13 protein-coding genes, 2 tRNA genes and 1 pseudogene are annotated in these 15,238 nt (G+C 67.3%); 5 read left to right on the top strand and 11 right to left on the bottom strand.

All coding sequences use genetic code 11. The annotated features are described in order from the left end of the window. On the bottom strand, positions 1-1,434 hold the full coding sequence (leuC, locus tag PT015_RS01520; protein WP_285188303.1) for a 3-isopropylmalate dehydratase large subunit: 1,434 nt from the start codon (positions 1,432-1,434) through the stop codon (positions 1-3). A gap of 51 nt (positions 1,435-1,485) precedes the next feature. On the opposite strand from leuC, the gene PT015_RS01515 reads away from it, so the two are divergent. Then, a complete protein-coding gene (locus PT015_RS01515) occupies positions 1,486-2,187 on the top strand; it encodes an IclR family transcriptional regulator (RefSeq protein ID WP_285188302.1) in 702 nt (233 codons plus the stop codon). Between the two features lie 32 nt (positions 2,188-2,219). Further along, complete coding sequence (locus PT015_RS01510; protein WP_285188301.1) at positions 2,220-2,720, top strand: PPOX class F420-dependent oxidoreductase; 501 nt, start codon at positions 2,220-2,222, stop codon at positions 2,718-2,720. 22 nt (positions 2,721-2,742) lie between these two features. On the opposite strand, the gene PT015_RS01505 is transcribed toward PT015_RS01510, so the two are convergent. The 3 genes from PT015_RS01505 to PT015_RS01495 form a co-directional block, all read right to left on the bottom strand. After that, positions 2,743-2,815: transfer RNA gene (locus PT015_RS01505), tRNA-Glu, on the bottom strand. A gap of 72 nt (positions 2,816-2,887) precedes the next feature. Then, positions 2,888-2,959, bottom strand: a tRNA-Gln gene (locus PT015_RS01500). 168 nt (positions 2,960-3,127) lie between these two features. Then, positions 3,128-3,916 (bottom strand): fumarylacetoacetate hydrolase family protein, encoded by a 789-nt coding sequence (locus tag PT015_RS01495; protein WP_285188299.1) that lies wholly within the window; start codon positions 3,914-3,916, stop codon positions 3,128-3,130. 134 nt (positions 3,917-4,050) lie between these two features. Here PT015_RS01495 and PT015_RS01490 point away from each other — a divergent pair. Further along, positions 4,051-5,148: pseudogene (locus PT015_RS01490) on the top strand (MFS transporter); the annotation flags it as partial. 181 nt (positions 5,149-5,329) lie between these two features. Here PT015_RS01490 and PT015_RS01485 read toward each other — a convergent pair. The 5 genes from PT015_RS01485 to PT015_RS01465 form a co-directional block, all read right to left on the bottom strand. Then, the gene (locus tag PT015_RS01485) at positions 5,330-6,340 is read right to left on the bottom strand and encodes a 3-isopropylmalate dehydrogenase (protein WP_285188297.1); all 1,011 of its coding nucleotides are present in this window, start codon (positions 6,338-6,340) and stop codon (positions 5,330-5,332) included. A gap of 49 nt (positions 6,341-6,389) precedes the next feature. Beyond that, positions 6,390-7,976, bottom strand: coding sequence for a phosphoglycerate dehydrogenase (serA, locus tag PT015_RS01480; RefSeq protein ID WP_285188296.1), 1,587 nt, complete (start codon positions 7,974-7,976; stop codon positions 6,390-6,392). A gap of 136 nt (positions 7,977-8,112) precedes the next feature. Continuing rightward, entirely contained in the window at positions 8,113-9,114 is a 1,002-nt protein-coding gene (gene ilvC / locus PT015_RS01475; RefSeq protein WP_285190868.1) for a ketol-acid reductoisomerase, read from the bottom strand. A gap of 52 nt (positions 9,115-9,166) precedes the next feature. Continuing rightward, positions 9,167-9,667 (bottom strand): acetolactate synthase small subunit, encoded by a 501-nt coding sequence (gene ilvN / locus PT015_RS01470; RefSeq protein WP_285188295.1) that lies wholly within the window; start codon positions 9,665-9,667, stop codon positions 9,167-9,169. Then, positions 9,667-11,526 carry an acetolactate synthase large subunit gene (locus tag PT015_RS01465; RefSeq protein ID WP_390887913.1) on the bottom strand — a complete coding sequence of 620 codons (1,860 nt, stop codon included), beginning with the start codon at positions 11,524-11,526 and terminating at the stop codon, positions 9,667-9,669. Before PT015_RS01465 ends, ilvN begins: the two co-directional genes overlap by 1 nt. A 263-nt stretch (positions 11,527-11,789) precedes the next feature. On the opposite strand from PT015_RS01465, the gene PT015_RS01460 reads away from it, so the two are divergent. Beyond that, on the top strand, positions 11,790-12,194 hold the full coding sequence (locus PT015_RS01460) for a PH domain-containing protein (protein WP_285188293.1): 405 nt from the start codon (positions 11,790-11,792) through the stop codon (positions 12,192-12,194). On the opposite strand, the gene PT015_RS01455 is transcribed toward PT015_RS01460, so the two are convergent. Further along, complete coding sequence (locus tag PT015_RS01455; protein WP_285188292.1) at positions 12,191-13,051, bottom strand: DoxX family protein; 861 nt, start codon at positions 13,049-13,051, stop codon at positions 12,191-12,193. The two genes, PT015_RS01460 and PT015_RS01455, sit on opposite strands and share 4 nt — an antisense overlap. A gap of 166 nt (positions 13,052-13,217) precedes the next feature. Between PT015_RS01455 and PT015_RS01450 the strand changes: the two genes are divergently transcribed. Further along, positions 13,218-14,339, top strand: a complete 1,122-nt coding sequence (locus PT015_RS01450; RefSeq protein ID WP_285188290.1) for a PQQ-dependent sugar dehydrogenase — start codon at positions 13,218-13,220, stop codon at positions 14,337-14,339. Positions 14,340-14,343: 4 nt separating this feature from the next. Here PT015_RS01450 and PT015_RS01445 read toward each other — a convergent pair whose 3' ends face one another. Then, on the bottom strand, positions 14,344-15,189 hold the full coding sequence (locus tag PT015_RS01445) for an alpha/beta fold hydrolase (protein ID WP_285188289.1): 846 nt from the start codon (positions 15,187-15,189) through the stop codon (positions 14,344-14,346). Between the last annotated feature and the right edge of the window lie 49 nt (positions 15,190-15,238).

The following is a 15,238-nucleotide window of genomic DNA, read 5'->3' as shown; positions in this document are numbered from 1 at the left end:
TCAGTTCAAGTCATCCGGCGCGGAGAGTTTTCCGCGCACCGCAGTGGCCGCGGCAACGGCCGGCGACACCAAATGTGTACGGCTGCCTTTACCTTGGCGACCTTCGAAGTTCCGGTTCGACGTCGCCGCGCAGCGCTCCCCCGGTTCGAGCTGATCGGGGTTCATCCCCAGACACATCGAGCAGCCCGCCTGACGCCATTCGGCACCCGCGGCCGTGAAGATCTCGCCCAGCCCTTCGCTTTCGGCCTGCGCGCGGACCCGCATCGAGCCCGGCACGACCAGCATCCGAACCCCGTCGGCGACCTTCCGGCCCCGCAGGATGTCGGCGACCACACGCAGGTCCTCGATGCGGCCGTTGGTGCACGAGCCCACGAACACGGCGTCGACGGCGATCTCCCGCATCGGAAGCCCGGGCCGAAGATCCATGTACGCCAGCGCTTTCTCGGCCGCCTGTCGCTCGTTGTCGTCGCCCATCAACTCGGGATCAGGGACGTTGTCGCCCAGCGGAACGCCCTGTCCGGGGTTCGTCCCCCACGTGACGAATGGGGTCAGCGACGCGGCATCCAGGTAGACCTCGGTGTCGAATTCGGCTCCCTCGTCGGTGCGCAGCTGATCCCAATAGGCCTGCGCCGCATCCCACTGGGCACCCGTCGGAGCGTGCGGGCGGCCGCGCAGGAATTCGTAGGTGGTGGCATCCGGTGCCACCATGCCTGCGCGCGCGCCGGCTTCGATGCTCATGTTGCAGATCGTCATCCGCGCCTCCATCGACAGGGATTCGATGGCGCTGCCGCGGTATTCGATGATGTGGCCCTGCCCCCCGCCGGTACCGATCTTGGCGATGACGGCCAAGATCACGTCCTTTGCGGTGACGCCGGCCGGCAGCTCACCGTCGACGTTGACCGCCATCGTCTTGAACGGGCGCAACGGAAGCGTCTGGGTGGCCAGCACGTGCTCGACCTCGGATGTGCCGATTCCCATGGCGATTGCGCCGAAGGCGCCGTGCGTCGAGGTGTGGCTGTCACCGCACACGACTGTCATCCCCGGCTGCGTCAGGCCCAGCTGCGGACCGACGACATGGACGATGCCCTGCTCGATGTCGCCCATCGGGTACAGCCGAACGCCGAATTCCTCGCAGTTGCGGCGCAGCGTCTCCACCTGAGTGCGCGATACCGGATCGGCGATCGGCTTGTCGATGTCGATCGTCGGGACGTTGTGGTCCTCGGTGGCGATCGTCAGATCCGGGCGTCGCACCGGACGGTCCGCCAGGCGCAGGCCGTCGAACGCCTGCGGGCTGGTCACCTCATGCACCAGATGCAGGTCGATGTAGATCAGGTCCGGTTCGTTGTCGCCGCCGGACGACACCAGGTGGTCGTCCCAGACCTTCTCCGCCAGCGTGCGCGGGCGCGCGGCGTCGTGGGCTGCAGTTTTCGTCACGAGCTCATCCCAATTCGTTGATCTCACTATGCGAGACGTTAGTATCTCTCTGTGAGACAGGATAGCGGCATCGGCGTCCTCGACAAAGCCGTGGGGGTTCTGCAGACCATCGCGGAATCACCCTGCGGGCTAGCCGAATTGTGTGATCGCACCGGGCTCCCCAGGGCCACCGCGCACCGGTTGGCCGCGGGCCTGGAGGTTCACCGCTTGCTCGCGCGCGACGGCGAGGGACGGTGGCGGCTGGGGCCGGCGATCAGCGAACTGGCGGCACAGGTCCACGATCCCCTGTTGGCCGCCGGCGCAACGGTGCTGCCACGGCTGCGCGAGATCACCGGCGAGAGCGTGCAGTTGTATCGCCGCGAAGGCACGTCGCGGATTTGCGTCGCCGCCGTGGAACCCCCTGCGGGCCTTCGCGATACGGTCCTGGTCGGTGCGCGGTTGCCGATGACGGCGGGCTCGGGCGCCAAGGTGTTGCTTGCGTTCGGTGACGACGCCACCCGCGCCGCGGTGCTGCCGGGCGCCAAGTTCAGCGACCGCGTGCTGGCCGAGGTGCGGCGCCGCGGCTGGGCGCAGAGCGCCGCCGAGCGCGAGCCGGGGGTGGCCAGTGTCTCGGCGCCGGTGCGCGATGCCCACGGCACGGTGGTCGCCGCGATCTCGGTGTCGGGTCCGATCGATCGCATGGGTCGCCGGCCCGGTGCACGCTGGGCCGCCGACCTGTTGGCGGCCGCCGACGCACTGACGAGGCGGTTGTGAACCGTATTTTCGTGACCTGAGACACTGACGCCATGGGAACGAACCAGCGCGCGCAGATCGTCATGTCCTCCTCGGAGATCACCGAGTTCGTCAACAACAGCCGGACCGGAACCCTTGCGACGATCGGCCCCGACGGGCAGCCGCACCTCACCGCGATGTGGTACGGCGTCGTCGACGGCGAGATCTGGCTGGAGACCAAAGCGAAGTCGCAGAAGGCGGTCAACCTCGCGCGCGACCCGCGGGTGAGTTTCATGATCGAGGACGGCGACACCTACGACACCCTGCGCGGTGTGTCGTTCGAGGGAGTCGCGGAGATCGTCGACGACCCGGACGCGTGCTTCCGGGTGGGCGTCAGCGTGTGGGAGCGCTACACCGGGCCCTATACCGAGGAAATGAAGCCCGCGGTCGACATGATGATGAACAAGCGCGTCGGGGTTCGCATCGTCGGTCAGCGCACGCGATCGTGGGATCACCGCAAGCTCGGAATTCCGGCGATGCCGGTGGGCGGTTCAACCGCCCCAGCAGCCAGCTAGAGCAGCTGGCTTGTTGGATGAGTAGCCCCGATGGGATTCGAACCCACGCTACCGCCGTGAGAGGGCGGCGTCCTAGGCCGCTAGACGACGGGGCCGGACTGATACCGAGCAGCCAGCATAGCTGACCGCCCAACGCCCACCTAATCGCTTGCGGTGGACGAATTGTGCTGGGGTACCAGGACTCGAACCTAGAATGGCTGAACCAGAATCAGCTGTGTTGCCAATTACACCATACCCCATTGGCTGCCTATAACCGCTGGTCAGAGGCCTGCCGGTAGACCCTCAGCGGTCGTACGGGCACTGCTGCCAGCCGTAATGGGCCGACGAGCAGACTACCAAACAAACGGCCTACCTCTCACCAGCGCCCGACGCTCGCCGCCCGGGCGGTGGATCACCGCTCCCCCGGCCTACGAATCCTGCTTCTGGACAACGGGATTCGACAGCGTCCCAATGCCCGAAATACTGATGTTGACGGTGTCGCCGTCGACGATCGGGCCGACGCCCGCGGGCGTACCGGTCAGGATGAGGTCGCCCGGCAGCAGCGTCATCACCGCGGAGATCCACTCCACGATCGCGCCGACATCGTGAATCATCAGGGAGGTGCGGCTGTCCTGCTTGACCTCACCGTTGACCTCGGTGCGCAGTTCCAGGTCGGCCGGATTGATCTCGGTCTCGATCCACGGACCGACCGGGCAGAAGGTGTCGTGCCCCTTGGCCCGGGTCCACTGCCCGTCGGACTTCTGCTGGTCGCGGGCGGACACGTCGTTGGCGATCGTGTAGCCGAGGATGCTCTCGGCGGCGCGGTCGGCGGTGACGTCCTTGCATGGCCGACCGATGACGGCCGCCAGCTCACCCTCGAAGTGGACCGGTGATGCGTTGGCCGGCAACCGAATCGGCACATTCGGCCCCACGATCGCGGTATTGGGCTTGAGGAAGATCACCGGGTCGGCCGGGACAGGGCCCGTCGTGCCACCCATCTCGGCGATGTGGTCGGCGTAGTTCTTGCCGATGCAGACGACCTTGCTGGCCAGGATCGGGGCCAGCAGCCGCACGTCGGCCAGTGGCCAAGAACGGCCGGTGAAGGTGGGGGTGCCGAAGGGGTGCTCGGCGATCTCGCGGACGGTCATGTCGTCGGGCTCACCCTCGATGGAGACGAACGCGACGCCATCGGGACTGGCAATTCGGCCAAGGCGCATTTGATTCAGCCTAGTCGGCCGACGATGAGCGCCGGAACGGCGGGCTGAGGAGGCCGACCATTCACCTAGTCGGCCGACGATGCGCGCCGGAACGGCGGGCTGAGGAGGCCGACCAATCGCCGAGTCGGCCGACGATGCGCGCCGGAACGGCGGGGCGTAGCCGCTTTGACCACAGCAGTCGCAGCGCTGTGCAAGCATTGATCATGACTTCGGACGCGACCGACACGGTCGAGCTGAGCGCAGCTCGACGCTGGTTGATCGTCGTCGTCTCGCTCTTGGTGACCGCCAGCGCCTTCGTCTTCATCAACGGCGTCGCGTTCCTCATTCCCGCCCTCAAGGAAGATCTGGGCACACCGCTGGCCGAGGCCGGACTGCTGTCGTCGATGCCGAGCTTCGGCATGGTCGCGACGCTGATCCTGTGGGGTTACGTGCTGGACCGGGTGGGCGAACGGATCGTGCTGACCCTCGGCTCTGCGCTGACGGCGGGCGCCGCCTACGCGGCGGCCAACATGCATTCGATGGTCGCGTTCGCGACGTGGTTGTTCATTGGTGGCATGGCGGCCGCGAGTTGCAATTCCGCGGGCGGTCGGCTGGTCTCCGGCTGGTTTCCGCCCGAGCAGCGCGGCTTGGCGATGGGCGTCCGGCAGGCCGCGCAGCCACTCGGAATCGGGTTGGGCGCGTTGGTCATTCCCGAATTCGCGATCGACAGCAAGATCGCGACGTCGGCGCTGATTTTTCCGGCGATCTTGTGCGCTGCCGCGGCGGTGCTCAGCGTCGTCGCCATCACCGATCCGCCGCGCAAGGAATGGGACGAGGCGACACCGGAGGAATTGGCCAACCCATACCGGCGCTCGTGGGTGCTGCGGCGTATTCACGCGGTGTCGGCGCTGCTGATGGTGCCGCAGACGGTGACCGTGACGTTCATGTTGATCTGGCTGATCGCGAACTACAAATGCTCGGTTCCGTTGGCGAGCTTGCTCGTCACGGTGTCGCAGGTACTCGGAGCGGTCGGACGCGTGATCGTCGGTCGCTGGTCCGACCGGGTGGGATCGCGGCTGGTTCCGGTTCGGATCATGTCGGTGGCCGGGACCATCGTGCTGCTCGGCCTGGCATTCGCCGACAACGTGCGGGCGTGGATTGCCGTGCCGTTGATGGTGATTGCGTCGGTGGTCGCGGTACTCGACAACGGCCTGGAGTCGACGGCGATCACCGAGTACGCGGGCCCGTTCTGGAGCGGTCGCTCCTTGGGTCTGCAGAACACTTATCAGCGCGTGATGGCGGCTGGCGCGCCACCGGTGTTCGGTGGGCTGATCGCGTCCCACGGCTACCCGCCGGGATTCCTTGTCTGCGCGCTGTTTCCGCTTCTGGCGGTGCCCCTCGTGCCGGCCAGGACTTTGCCGCCTGGCCTGGAAGCTAGAGCGCGGACGCAATCCTTTCGCCGACTTCGGCGGTGGATAGCTTTTCGGTCGGGCGACTGGCCAGATGGGAAGCCACGGCCCGGTCCACTCGCGCGGCGGCAGCGTCTTCGCCGACGTGGGAAAGCAGTAGCGCCACCGACATGATCGCGGCGGTCGGGTCGGCGGTGCCCTGACCCGCGATGTCGGGTGCGCTGCCGTGCACCGGCTCGAACATCGACGGGTTGGTCCGCGTCGCGTCGATGTTTCCGCTGGCCGCCAACCCAATTCCGCCACACACGGCCGCGGCCAGGTCGGTGATGATGTCGCCGAACAGGTTGTCGGTGACGATCACGTCGAATCGGCCCGGGTCGGTGACCAGGTGGATGGTGGCGGCGTCGACATGCTGATAGGCCGTCTCGACGGTGGGGTACTTCTCGCCGACCTCGGCGACGGTGCGCGCCCACAGCGACCCGGCGAAGGTCAGCACGTTCGTCTTGTGTACCAGCGTCAGATGCTTGCGTCGCTGCCGCGCGCGCGCGAAGGCGTCCTCCACCACTCGACGGATCCCGAACGCGGTGTTGGTGCTGACCTCGGTCGCGACTTCGTGCGGGGTGCCGACGCGGATCGCACCGCCGGTACCGGTGTAGGGGCCTTCGGTGCCCTCACGCACGACCACGAAGTCGATGTCCGGCTTGCCGGCGAGCGGGCTGCTGACACCCGGGTACAGCCGGCCGGGCCGCAGGTTGACGTGATGGTCGAGCTCAAAGCGCAAGCGCAGCAACAGGCCTCGCTCCAGCACGCCGCTGGGCACCGACGGGTCGCCGATCGCACCCAGCAGGATCGCGTCGTGCCCACGCAGTTCGGCGATCGTCTCGTCCGGGAGCAGCTCGCCGGTCGCGTGAAATCGCTTGGCGCCCAAGTCGTAGTGCGTCTTCTGCACACCGGGTACAACGGTGTCGAGAACCTTGACCGCTTCGGCGATGACCTCTGGCCCGATCCCGTCGCCCGGGATGACGGCGAGCTTCATCGGCGCCGCTCCTCCTCATTACTGCGTGCTGCATCGTCGCCGGCGCGTTTCACGACAGGTCAACCACTTCCAGCTTGTTGGCCGACACGGCCGAGCGGATCTCGTCGCGGACCTCGGCGGGGATGTCGCGGTCGACGCGCAGCAGGATCGTCGCACCCGGACCCTCTGCGTCCTCGGACAACTGCGCGGCCTGGATGTTGACCCCGGCGGTGCCCAGCAGCGTGCCGATCTTGCCCAGCGCCCCGGGCTGATCGCCGTAATTGATGACGAGGTAGATGCCCTGCGCGCGCAGGTCGAAGTTGCGACCGTTGATCTGCACGATCTTCTCGACTTGCTGCGGGCCGGACAGCGCACCGGCCACGTTGACCACCGACCCGTCGGCGGCCACGGCCCGCACGTCGACGACGCTGCGGTGGTTGGGGCTCTCGGTGGCGGTGCTGATGTCGGCGGCCACCCCGCGCTCCTCGGCGATGGCGGGCGCGTTGACGAACGTCACCTGGTCCTCGATGACAGCGGAGAACAATCCGCGCAACGCCGAAAGTCGAAGAACCTCAACGTCTTCGGACGCCAGCTCGCCGCGGACCTGCACCGACAACGAGTTCGGCAGTTCCTCGGTGAGCGCACCGGCGAGTAGACCCAGCTTGCGCACCAGGTCCAGCCACGGCGACACCTCTTCGCTGACCGTTCCGCCGCCGACGTTGACCGCGTCGGGGACGAACTCCCCCGCCAGCGCCAGCTTCACGCTGGCCGCGACGTCGGTGCCGGCCCGGTCCTGAGCCTCTTCGGTGGAGGCCCCGAGGTGCGGGGTCACCACGACCTCTGACAGCTCGAACAGCGGGCTGTCGGTGCACGGCTCCTTGGAGTACACGTCGAGACCGGCAGCGCGAACGTGACCGCTGGTGATGGCGTCGGCTAGGGCGGCCTCGTCGATCAGGCCCCCTCGGGCGGCGTTGACGATGATCACGCCCGGCTTGGTTTTCGCCAGCGCCTCTTTGCCGATCAGGCCCGCCGTCTCAGGCGTTTTCGGCAGGTGCACGGAGATGAAGTCGGCGCGACCGAGCAGTTCGTCGAGTGAAAGCAACTCGATGCCGAGCTGGGCCGCGCGCGCCGCCGACACGTAGGGGTCATACGCGACGATGTGTGCTTCGAAGGCAGCCAGGCGCTGCGCGACCAGTTGCCCGATGCGACCGAGGCCGACCACACCGACCGTCTTGCCGAAGATCTCGGTGCCGGAGAACTTGGAGCGCTTCCACTCGTGCTCGCGCAGCGTGGCGTCGGCCGCGGGGATCTGGCGGGCCGCCGACAGCAGCAGGGCGAGCGCGTGCTCGGCGGCGCTGTGGATGTTGGAGGTCGGCGCGTTGACGACGAGCACACCGCGCTCGGTGGCGGTCTTGACGTCGACGTTGTCCAGGCCGACTCCGGCGCGGGCGACGATCTTCAGCTTCGGCGCGGCGTCGAGCACCTCGGCGTCGACGGTGGTCGCGGAGCGGACCAGCAGCGCGTCGGCTTCGGGCACCGCCGCGAGCAGCTTCGGCCGGTCTGGGCCGTCTACCCAGCGGACCTCGACCTGATCGCCCAGTGCGGCGACAGTTGATTCGGCAAGTTTGTCAGCGATAAGAACAACAGGCAGGCTCACGCGGGCCAGCCTAGTGGTCGCGGTTGCGGCCGATTGCGCCACGGTCGCCGATCGGGCCCGCTGCCAGCGCCGAACGTGCATTCAGTGCGAGAAAATCGCCAAAAATTCGCTCTGAGTGCACGTTCGGCGCGAATGACTAAGCCGTCTCGGTGATCGGCCGGTCGACCCAGCTCATCAGGTCGCGCAGCTTCTTGCCGGTGACCTCGATCGGGTGCTCGGCGTTCTCCTTGCGCAGGCCCTCGAGCTCCTTGTTGCCGCCCTCGACGTTGGCCACCAGTCGCTTGGTGAACGTGCCGTCTTGGATGTCGCGCAGGATGTCGCGCATCCGCTGCTTGGTGTCGGCGTCGATCACCCGCGGACCGGACAGGTAGCCACCGAACTCCGCGGTGTCGGACACCGAGTAGTTCATCCGGGCGATGCCCCCCTCGTACATCAGGTCGACGATCAGCTTGAGCTCGTGCAGCACCTCGAAGTAGGCCATCTCCGGCGGGTAGCCCGCCTCGACCATCACGTCGAAGCCGGTCTTGACCAATTCCTCTGTGCCACCGCACAACACGGCCTGCTCGCCGAACAGGTCGGTCTCGGTCTCGTCCTTGAAGGTGGTCTTGATGACGCCGGCGCGAGTGCCGCCGATGCCCTTGGCGTAGGACAGCGCAAGCGCCTCGCCCTCACCGGTCGGGTCCTGGTCGATCGCAATCAACGCGGGCACACCCTTGCCGTCGACGAACTGGCGGCGGACCAGGTGCCCCGGGCCCTTCGGCGCGACCATCGCGATGGTGACGTTGCCGGGCGGCTTGATCAGGTCGAAGTGGATGTTGAGGCCGTGCCCGAAGAACAGCGCGTCGCCGTCCTTGAGGTTGGGCTCGATGTCGTTCTTGAAGATGTCGGCCTGCGCGGTGTCGGGCGCGAGCAGCATGATCACGTCGGCCCAGTTGGCGACCTCGGCCGGGGTGTCGACGGTCAGGCCTTGCTCCTCGACCTTGGCCCGCGACTTCGAGCCTTCCTTCAAGCCGACGCGCACCTCGACGCCGGAGTCGCGCAGGCTCAGCGAGTGCGCGTGCCCCTGGCTGCCGTAGCCGATCACACCGACCTTGCGGCCCTGAATGATCGACAGGTCAGCGTCGTCGTCGTAGAACATCTCCAAAGCCACCTGAATGTCTCCTTCTTGTCTGGCTTTTCGTACTAATGGGTTACTTGGCGGTTCCGATGGCGCGTGGCCCTCGGGAGAGGGACACCACTCCGGACTGAACGATTTCGCGAATGCCGAACGGCTCCAAGACCTTCAGCAACGCCTCCAGCTTGCCGCGGTCACCGGTGGCCTCGATGGTCAGCGATTCCGGCGACACGTCGATCACCTTGCCGCGGAACAGGTTCACCGCTTCGATCACCTGGCTGCGGCTGCCGGCGTCGGCGCGGACCTTGATCAGCGCCAGCTCGCGGGACACCGAGTTGCTGTCGTCCTGCTCGATGATCTTGATGACGTTGATCAGCTTGTTGAGTTGCTTGGTGATCTGCTCGAGCGGAGTGCTCTCGGCGGAGACGACGATCGTCATCCGCGACATGTCCTTCTGCTCAGTGGCACCCACCGCCAGCGACTCGATGTTGAAGCCGCGCCGCGAGAACAGCGCCGCGACGCGCGCGAGCACACCGGGCTTGTCCTCGACCAGCACCGAGAGCGTGTGCGTGCGCATCAGGCGTGCCCCTCGACACCGTCGTCGAACAGCGGGCGGATGCCGCGGGCGGCCTGGATCTCGTCGTTCGAGGTCCCGGCGGCCACCATCGGCCACACCTGCGCGTCGGCGCCGACGATGAAGTCGATCACCACCGGGCGGTCGTTGATCGCCCTCGCCTGGTTGATCACGTCCTCCACGTCTTCGGCACGCTCGCAACGCAATCCGACGCAACCCAGCGCCTCGGCCAGCTTGACGAAGTCCGGGATCCGCCGCGAGTGGGTGGCCAGGTCGGTCTGCGAGTAGCGCTCCTCGTAGAACAGCGTCTGCCACTGGCGGACCATGCCGAGGTTGCCGTTGTTGATCAACGCGACCTTGATCGGCGCGCCTTCGATGGCGCAGGTGGCCAATTCCTGGTTGGTCATCTGGAAGCAGCCGTCGCCGTCGATCGCCCACACCTCGGCCTCGGGGCGGGCCATCTTGGCGCCCATCGCCGCCGGGACTGCGAAGCCCATGGTGCCCAAACCGCCTGAGTTGAGCCAGGTTCGGGGCTTCTCGTAGGAGACGAACTGCGCGGCCCACATCTGGTGCTGACCGACGCCCGCGACGTACACCGCGTCGGGGCCGGCGATCTCACCCAGCTTTTCGATGACGTACTCCGGGCTCAGGCTGCCGTCGCTCTGCGGCCCGTAGCTCAGCGGGTAGGTGGCCTTCACCTCGTCGAGGTAGGTCCACCAGTCGGCGATGCCGATCTTCGACGACGCGTCGTCGTGGCGCAGGGCCGCGATCAGCTCGGTGATGACGGCCTTGACGTCCCCGACGATCGGCACGTCGGCGTGCCGGTTCTTGCCGATCTCGGCCGGGTCGATGTCGGCGTGGATGACCTTGGCCTCCGGGGCGAACGAGTCGAGTTGCCCAGTGACCCGGTCGTCGAAGCGGGTGCCCAGCGCGATCAGCAGGTCGCTGCGCTGCAGACCCGCCACCGCCGAGACGGTGCCGTGCATGCCGGGCATGCCCAGGTGCTGGCGGTGGCTGTCCGGAAACGCGCCGCGGGCCATCAGCGTGGTGACCACCGGGATGCCGGTCAGCTCGGCGAGCTCCTTGAGCTGCTCGGTGGCATCACCCCGAATCACTCCGCCGCCGACATAGAGGACGGGCTTCTGCGCCGCGGCGATCAGCTTGGCGGCCTCGTGGATCTGCCGGTTGTGCGGCTTGGTGTTCGGCTTATAGCCGGGCAGGTCCATCCGCGGCGGCCAACTGAAGGTGCACGGCGCCTGCAGCACGTCCTTCGGGATGTCGACGAGCACCGCGCCCGGCCGGCCACTCGCGGCGATGTGGAACGCCTCGGCCAGCACCCGGGGAATTTCGTCGCCGTCGCGCACTAGGAAGTTGTGCTTGGTGATCGGCATGGTGATGCCGGAGATGTCGGCCTCCTGGAAGGCATCCGTCCCGATCAGCGACCGTCCGACCTGCCCGGTCACCGCGACGACGGGGATCGAGTCCATCTGCGCGTCGGCCAGCGGGGTGACCAGGTTGGTGGCGCCGGGACCGGAGGTGGCCATCATCACGCCGACCTTGCCGGTGGCGTGCGCGTAGCCACTGGCCGCGTGGCCAGCGCCCTGCTCGTGGCGGACCAGCACGTGGCGCAGCTTCTTGGAGTCGAACAGCGGGTCGTAGACCGGCAGAACCGCGCCGCCGGGGATCCCGAAGATGACCTCGACCTCTAGCTCTTCCAGCGACCGGATTACCGACTGAGCGCCGGTGAGTTGCTCAGGCGCAACATGTTTCGGCCGAGCGGTCGGCGGCTTGGGGGCAGCTTTCGCCGCGTCGGAGGCGAGACTTGCGATCTCGGGCGACGCCGGCTTGGCGGGTGCGCTCACGGTGTCCTCTTGTCGTCTTGCTCTGGAAATTTGCTCTGGAAAGGGTGGGCAACAAAAAACCCCCGTCAGCTCAGCAGCTGCACGAGGGTTGCGCGTCGGTAAGACTGATCAGTCAGACACCAACGCGCAGGTGGATTACTACGAGCTTCCCAGATGTGTTCATCGCCCCACGACGGTAGCTGCCGTACTGGTCAAACGTCAAATCCCGGCCAGGCCGGGGCGGGCAGGAGATCGAGGTCAGACGGCGATGCCATGATGCTTGCATGGCCACCGACTCACCCCAGGAAACGGCGCCCGCACCGCCCGTGGTGATCAGGATTTCACCGATGGCTCACTTCGCGGTCGGCTTCTTCGCCCTCGGTCTGCTCGTGCCGGTGATGACCTGGCCCGTCACGGCGCCGGTGCTGGTCATTCCGGTGCTGTTGTCGGCGTTGATCATTCGGCTGCGAACCAGTGCCGACGACGACGGCGTCACCGTACGAACGCTGCTCGGCAGCCACTCGGTGCGCTGGGAAGACATCGACGGACTCCGGTTCAGCCGCGGCTCCTGGGCTCGCGCTCAGCTGAAGGACGGCCGCCAGTTGCGACTACCCGCGGTCACCTTCGCGACGCTTCCGCAGCTGACCAAGGCCAGCGCCGGCCGGGTCCCCAACCCGTACGCGGACTAGCCGATCGGGTTGGCGCCGTTGAGCAGCATCCACAGCCCGACACCGGCGCCAATGCCCACCACCAGGGCGGCAAACGAGCCGATGAACGGCCGCCGCGCCCAGCCGCGGCCCGCGTCGAAGCCGTAGCGCCCCGGTCCGACCAGGATGACGGCGGCCGCCAGCACGACCAAAGTGATCTCGTACTCATGTCCGTTGGGCAGGAAATACGGGAACGACCGGGGGCCGTGCTGCGCCGACAGGCCGGCCAGCAGGCTGTTCGTCAGGTAGGCCAGCGCACCGGCCGCGGCGATTGGCGTGAACAGCCCGAGCACCAGCAGCACGCCCGCGGCGATCTCCCCACCGGCGGCGCAGTAGGTGAGAATGTCCGCGTGCTGGTAGCCGATGTCGGAGAGCTGGTTCTTGAAGCCGGTCAGCCCTTGCCCGCCCCACCAGCCGAATAGCTTCTGCAGGCCGTGCGCGAGGAAGACCGCGCCGAGGCCCACCCGGAGAATCAGCAGGCCGAGGTGCTGCGTGCCGCGGCGGTGTGCGGCGCGGACCCGTTCGTCGTCGTACTCCCGCTGCTGCGCCTCCATGCCCTCGGTCGCGAAGATCGAGTGCCGACCCGTGGTCTGCGGCTGGTAGGGCAGCGGCTCGTGCCGGCCGCCGATCACGCCGACGCCGCTGCTGGCCGAGCGGACGCTGCCCGAGTCGGCGGAGTCGTAATGCGGGATCAACGTGGTCTCGAAGTCACCCGCGTAGGTGTCCGACGGCAGATCGTCCTCGGGGTCGACCAGGCTCGCCGACGCCGGTCGCGCCGGGGTCGGCACCGCGGAGGAGTCCTGTCGTTGCCAATGCGCGTCATTCGGTTGACTGCTCACCCGTGTCAGGGTAAGGGCAAATTCCTGCGAATCGGGGATTTGAGCGGCGCTTTCGCGGCGGCGATTTGGGCTCGTCCGCGGGCGGGTCGGGGTTTGCGGGCCAATCCGGGCCCCGCCCGGCACCCGTCACGGGCGCATGCGCCGGCATATCCGTAATCTGGCAGCTATGCGGTTGTGGTGGTCGGGTCGGCGCGGTGTGCCTGTGCTCTGCTCGACGATGCTGGTTCTGGCTGGCTGCGCCCAGTTCAACGACACGGCGTCGCAGCCGTTCACCACCGAACCCGAGCGGCATGGTGCGCCGAGTTCGTCACCGCCTCCTCCCCCGCCGCTGCCCGACAAGCCGTTCCCCAAGGAATGCCCCGCGCCCGGCGTGATGCAGGGCTGCCTGGAAAGCACCAGCGGCCTGCTCATGCAGCCCGACAGCAAGTCGGCGTTGGTGGCCGAGCGCACGACCGGCGCGGTCAAGGAGGTGTCGGTCAGCGCCGAGCCCAAGGTGAAGCTGGTGATCCCCGTCGACGCGGCCGGCGACGGCGGCCTGATGGACATCGTGCTCTCGCCGACCTACACGCAGGACCGGTTGATGTACGCCTACATCAGCACGCCCACCGACAACCGAGTGATCCGGATCGCCGACGGCGACACCCCCAAGGACATCCTGACCGGAATTCCCAAGGGGCCCATGGGAAATACCGGCGCCATGTTGTTCACCAGCCCGACGACGCTGGTTGTGATGACCGGCGACGCCGGTAACCCTGGGGCGGCCAACGACCCGGCGTCGTTGGCGGGCAAGGTGATTCGCCTCGAGCAGCCCACCACGCTGAACCCGTCGCCGCCGACGACCGCGCTGAGCGGCATCGGGGTCGGTGGCGGCATGTGCACCGACCCGGTCGACGGATCGCTGTTTATCGCGGACCGCACGCCCACCGCCGACCGGTTGCAGCGAATCACCAAGGACTCCAAGGTATCCACGGTGTGGACCTGGCCGGACCGGCCCGGCGTCGCCGGCTGTTCGGCGCTGGACGGCACGGTGCTGCTGAACCTGGTGAACACCAAGCAGACGGTCGCGCTGCACCTGGCGCAGGGCACCGGCGCCGTGACCGGCCAGCCGGATGTGGTCCGTCAGGACACTCACGGCCACGCGTGGGCGCTGAAAATGTCGCCCGACGGCAACATCTGGGGTGACACGATCAACAAGACCAGCGGCGACGCCATGAAACTCGACGATGTGGTGTTCCCACTGTTCCCGCAGGGCGGCGGCTTCCCGCGGGCCAACGAAGACAAGACCTAACCAGTTAGGTTGCGGCGGAGCCGCTTTGGCTGTCCAAGAATTGCTCGACCAGCGTGCTCACCAGCGGTGGGTTCTCCAGGCCGGCCAGGTGTGCGACCCCGTCCAGGACCCGAACAGATGCACTGGGGATGCCCTTGGCCATGTCGATCGCGTCCTGGGGCGGAAAGGTAGCGTCCTCGGCGCCACCGACGACGAGCACCGGAGTGCGGATGCGGCCTAACGTCGGCCGCTGGTCCGGCCGGCGCGGCACGACACTCTTCACCGCCCAGGAAGCAGAGGCGATATTGACCGACTTCACCGTATTGGTCACGTGCGCCACCACCTCGGGGCGCTCCCGGAAGGTGGTTGGCCCCAAGAACGCTTTCAGCACAGAACGATTCAGCAACGCCCCGATGCCGCCCGTCCACTTCGCCACCTGAAGCAGGATCGCGAACTCAACCTTCTGCCGCAGGCCGGCACGGCCGGCAGTGCAGTTCATCAGCACCGATCCCCCGACCCGCCCGGGGTACGCCGCCGCGAAAGTCGCACCGATCATGCCGCCCCACGAGTTGCCGACGAAGTGGGCCTTGTCGAGACCGAGGCCGTCGAGAATGTCGGCCACGCAGCGGGCGCAGTCGTCGAAGCTGAAAAAATCGTCGAGCTCTTGGCTACCGCCCTGGCCCGGCGGATCGATGAGCACCACCTGGTGGCGGTCGATGAGATCGCCGGCCACGCCATGCCACATGTCGCCGGTCATGAGCAGGCTCGGCCAGAACAGAATCGGCGATCCAGATCCCCCGACCTGCAGCCGAATTCGGCCGAGCACGGTATCCACCGATTGTTCGCGAAGCCGATCGCCGATGCTCGTCATCGCTGACGTACGTTTCCACCTTCGACGTCACATGGCAAGGTTTGACCTG

It is taken from the genome of Candidatus Mycobacterium wuenschmannii (assembly GCF_030252325.1).
Classification (GTDB): Bacteria; Actinomycetota; Actinomycetes; order Mycobacteriales; family Mycobacteriaceae; genus Mycobacterium; species Mycobacterium wuenschmannii.
This window is presented reverse-complemented; position numbering and strand designations above follow the sequence as displayed.

Excerpts from the sequence above, each read along its gene's own strand:
- PT015_RS01445 (WP_285188289.1), bottom strand. The coding sequence starts at position 15,189 with ATGACGAGCATCGGCGATCGGCTTCGCGAACAATCGGTGGATACCGTG.
- PT015_RS01510 (WP_285188301.1), top strand. The coding sequence starts at position 2,220 with ATGGGAACGAACCAGCGCGCGCAGATCGTCATGTCCTCCTCGGAGATC.
- PT015_RS01450 (WP_285188290.1), top strand. The coding sequence starts at position 13,218 with ATGCGGTTGTGGTGGTCGGGTCGGCGCGGTGTGCCTGTGCTCTGCTCG.
- PT015_RS01495 (WP_285188299.1), bottom strand. The coding sequence starts at position 3,916 with ATGCGCCTTGGCCGAATTGCCAGTCCCGATGGCGTCGCGTTCGTCTCC.
- ilvC (WP_285190868.1), bottom strand. The coding sequence starts at position 9,114 with ATGTTCTACGACGACGACGCTGACCTGTCGATCATTCAGGGCCGCAAG.
- ilvN (WP_285188295.1), bottom strand. The coding sequence starts at position 9,667 with ATGCGCACGCACACGCTCTCGGTGCTGGTCGAGGACAAGCCCGGTGTG.
- PT015_RS01485 (WP_285188297.1), bottom strand. The coding sequence starts at position 6,340 with ATGAAGCTCGCCGTCATCCCGGGCGACGGGATCGGGCCAGAGGTCATC.
- PT015_RS01460 (WP_285188293.1), top strand. The coding sequence starts at position 11,790 with ATGGCCACCGACTCACCCCAGGAAACGGCGCCCGCACCGCCCGTGGTG.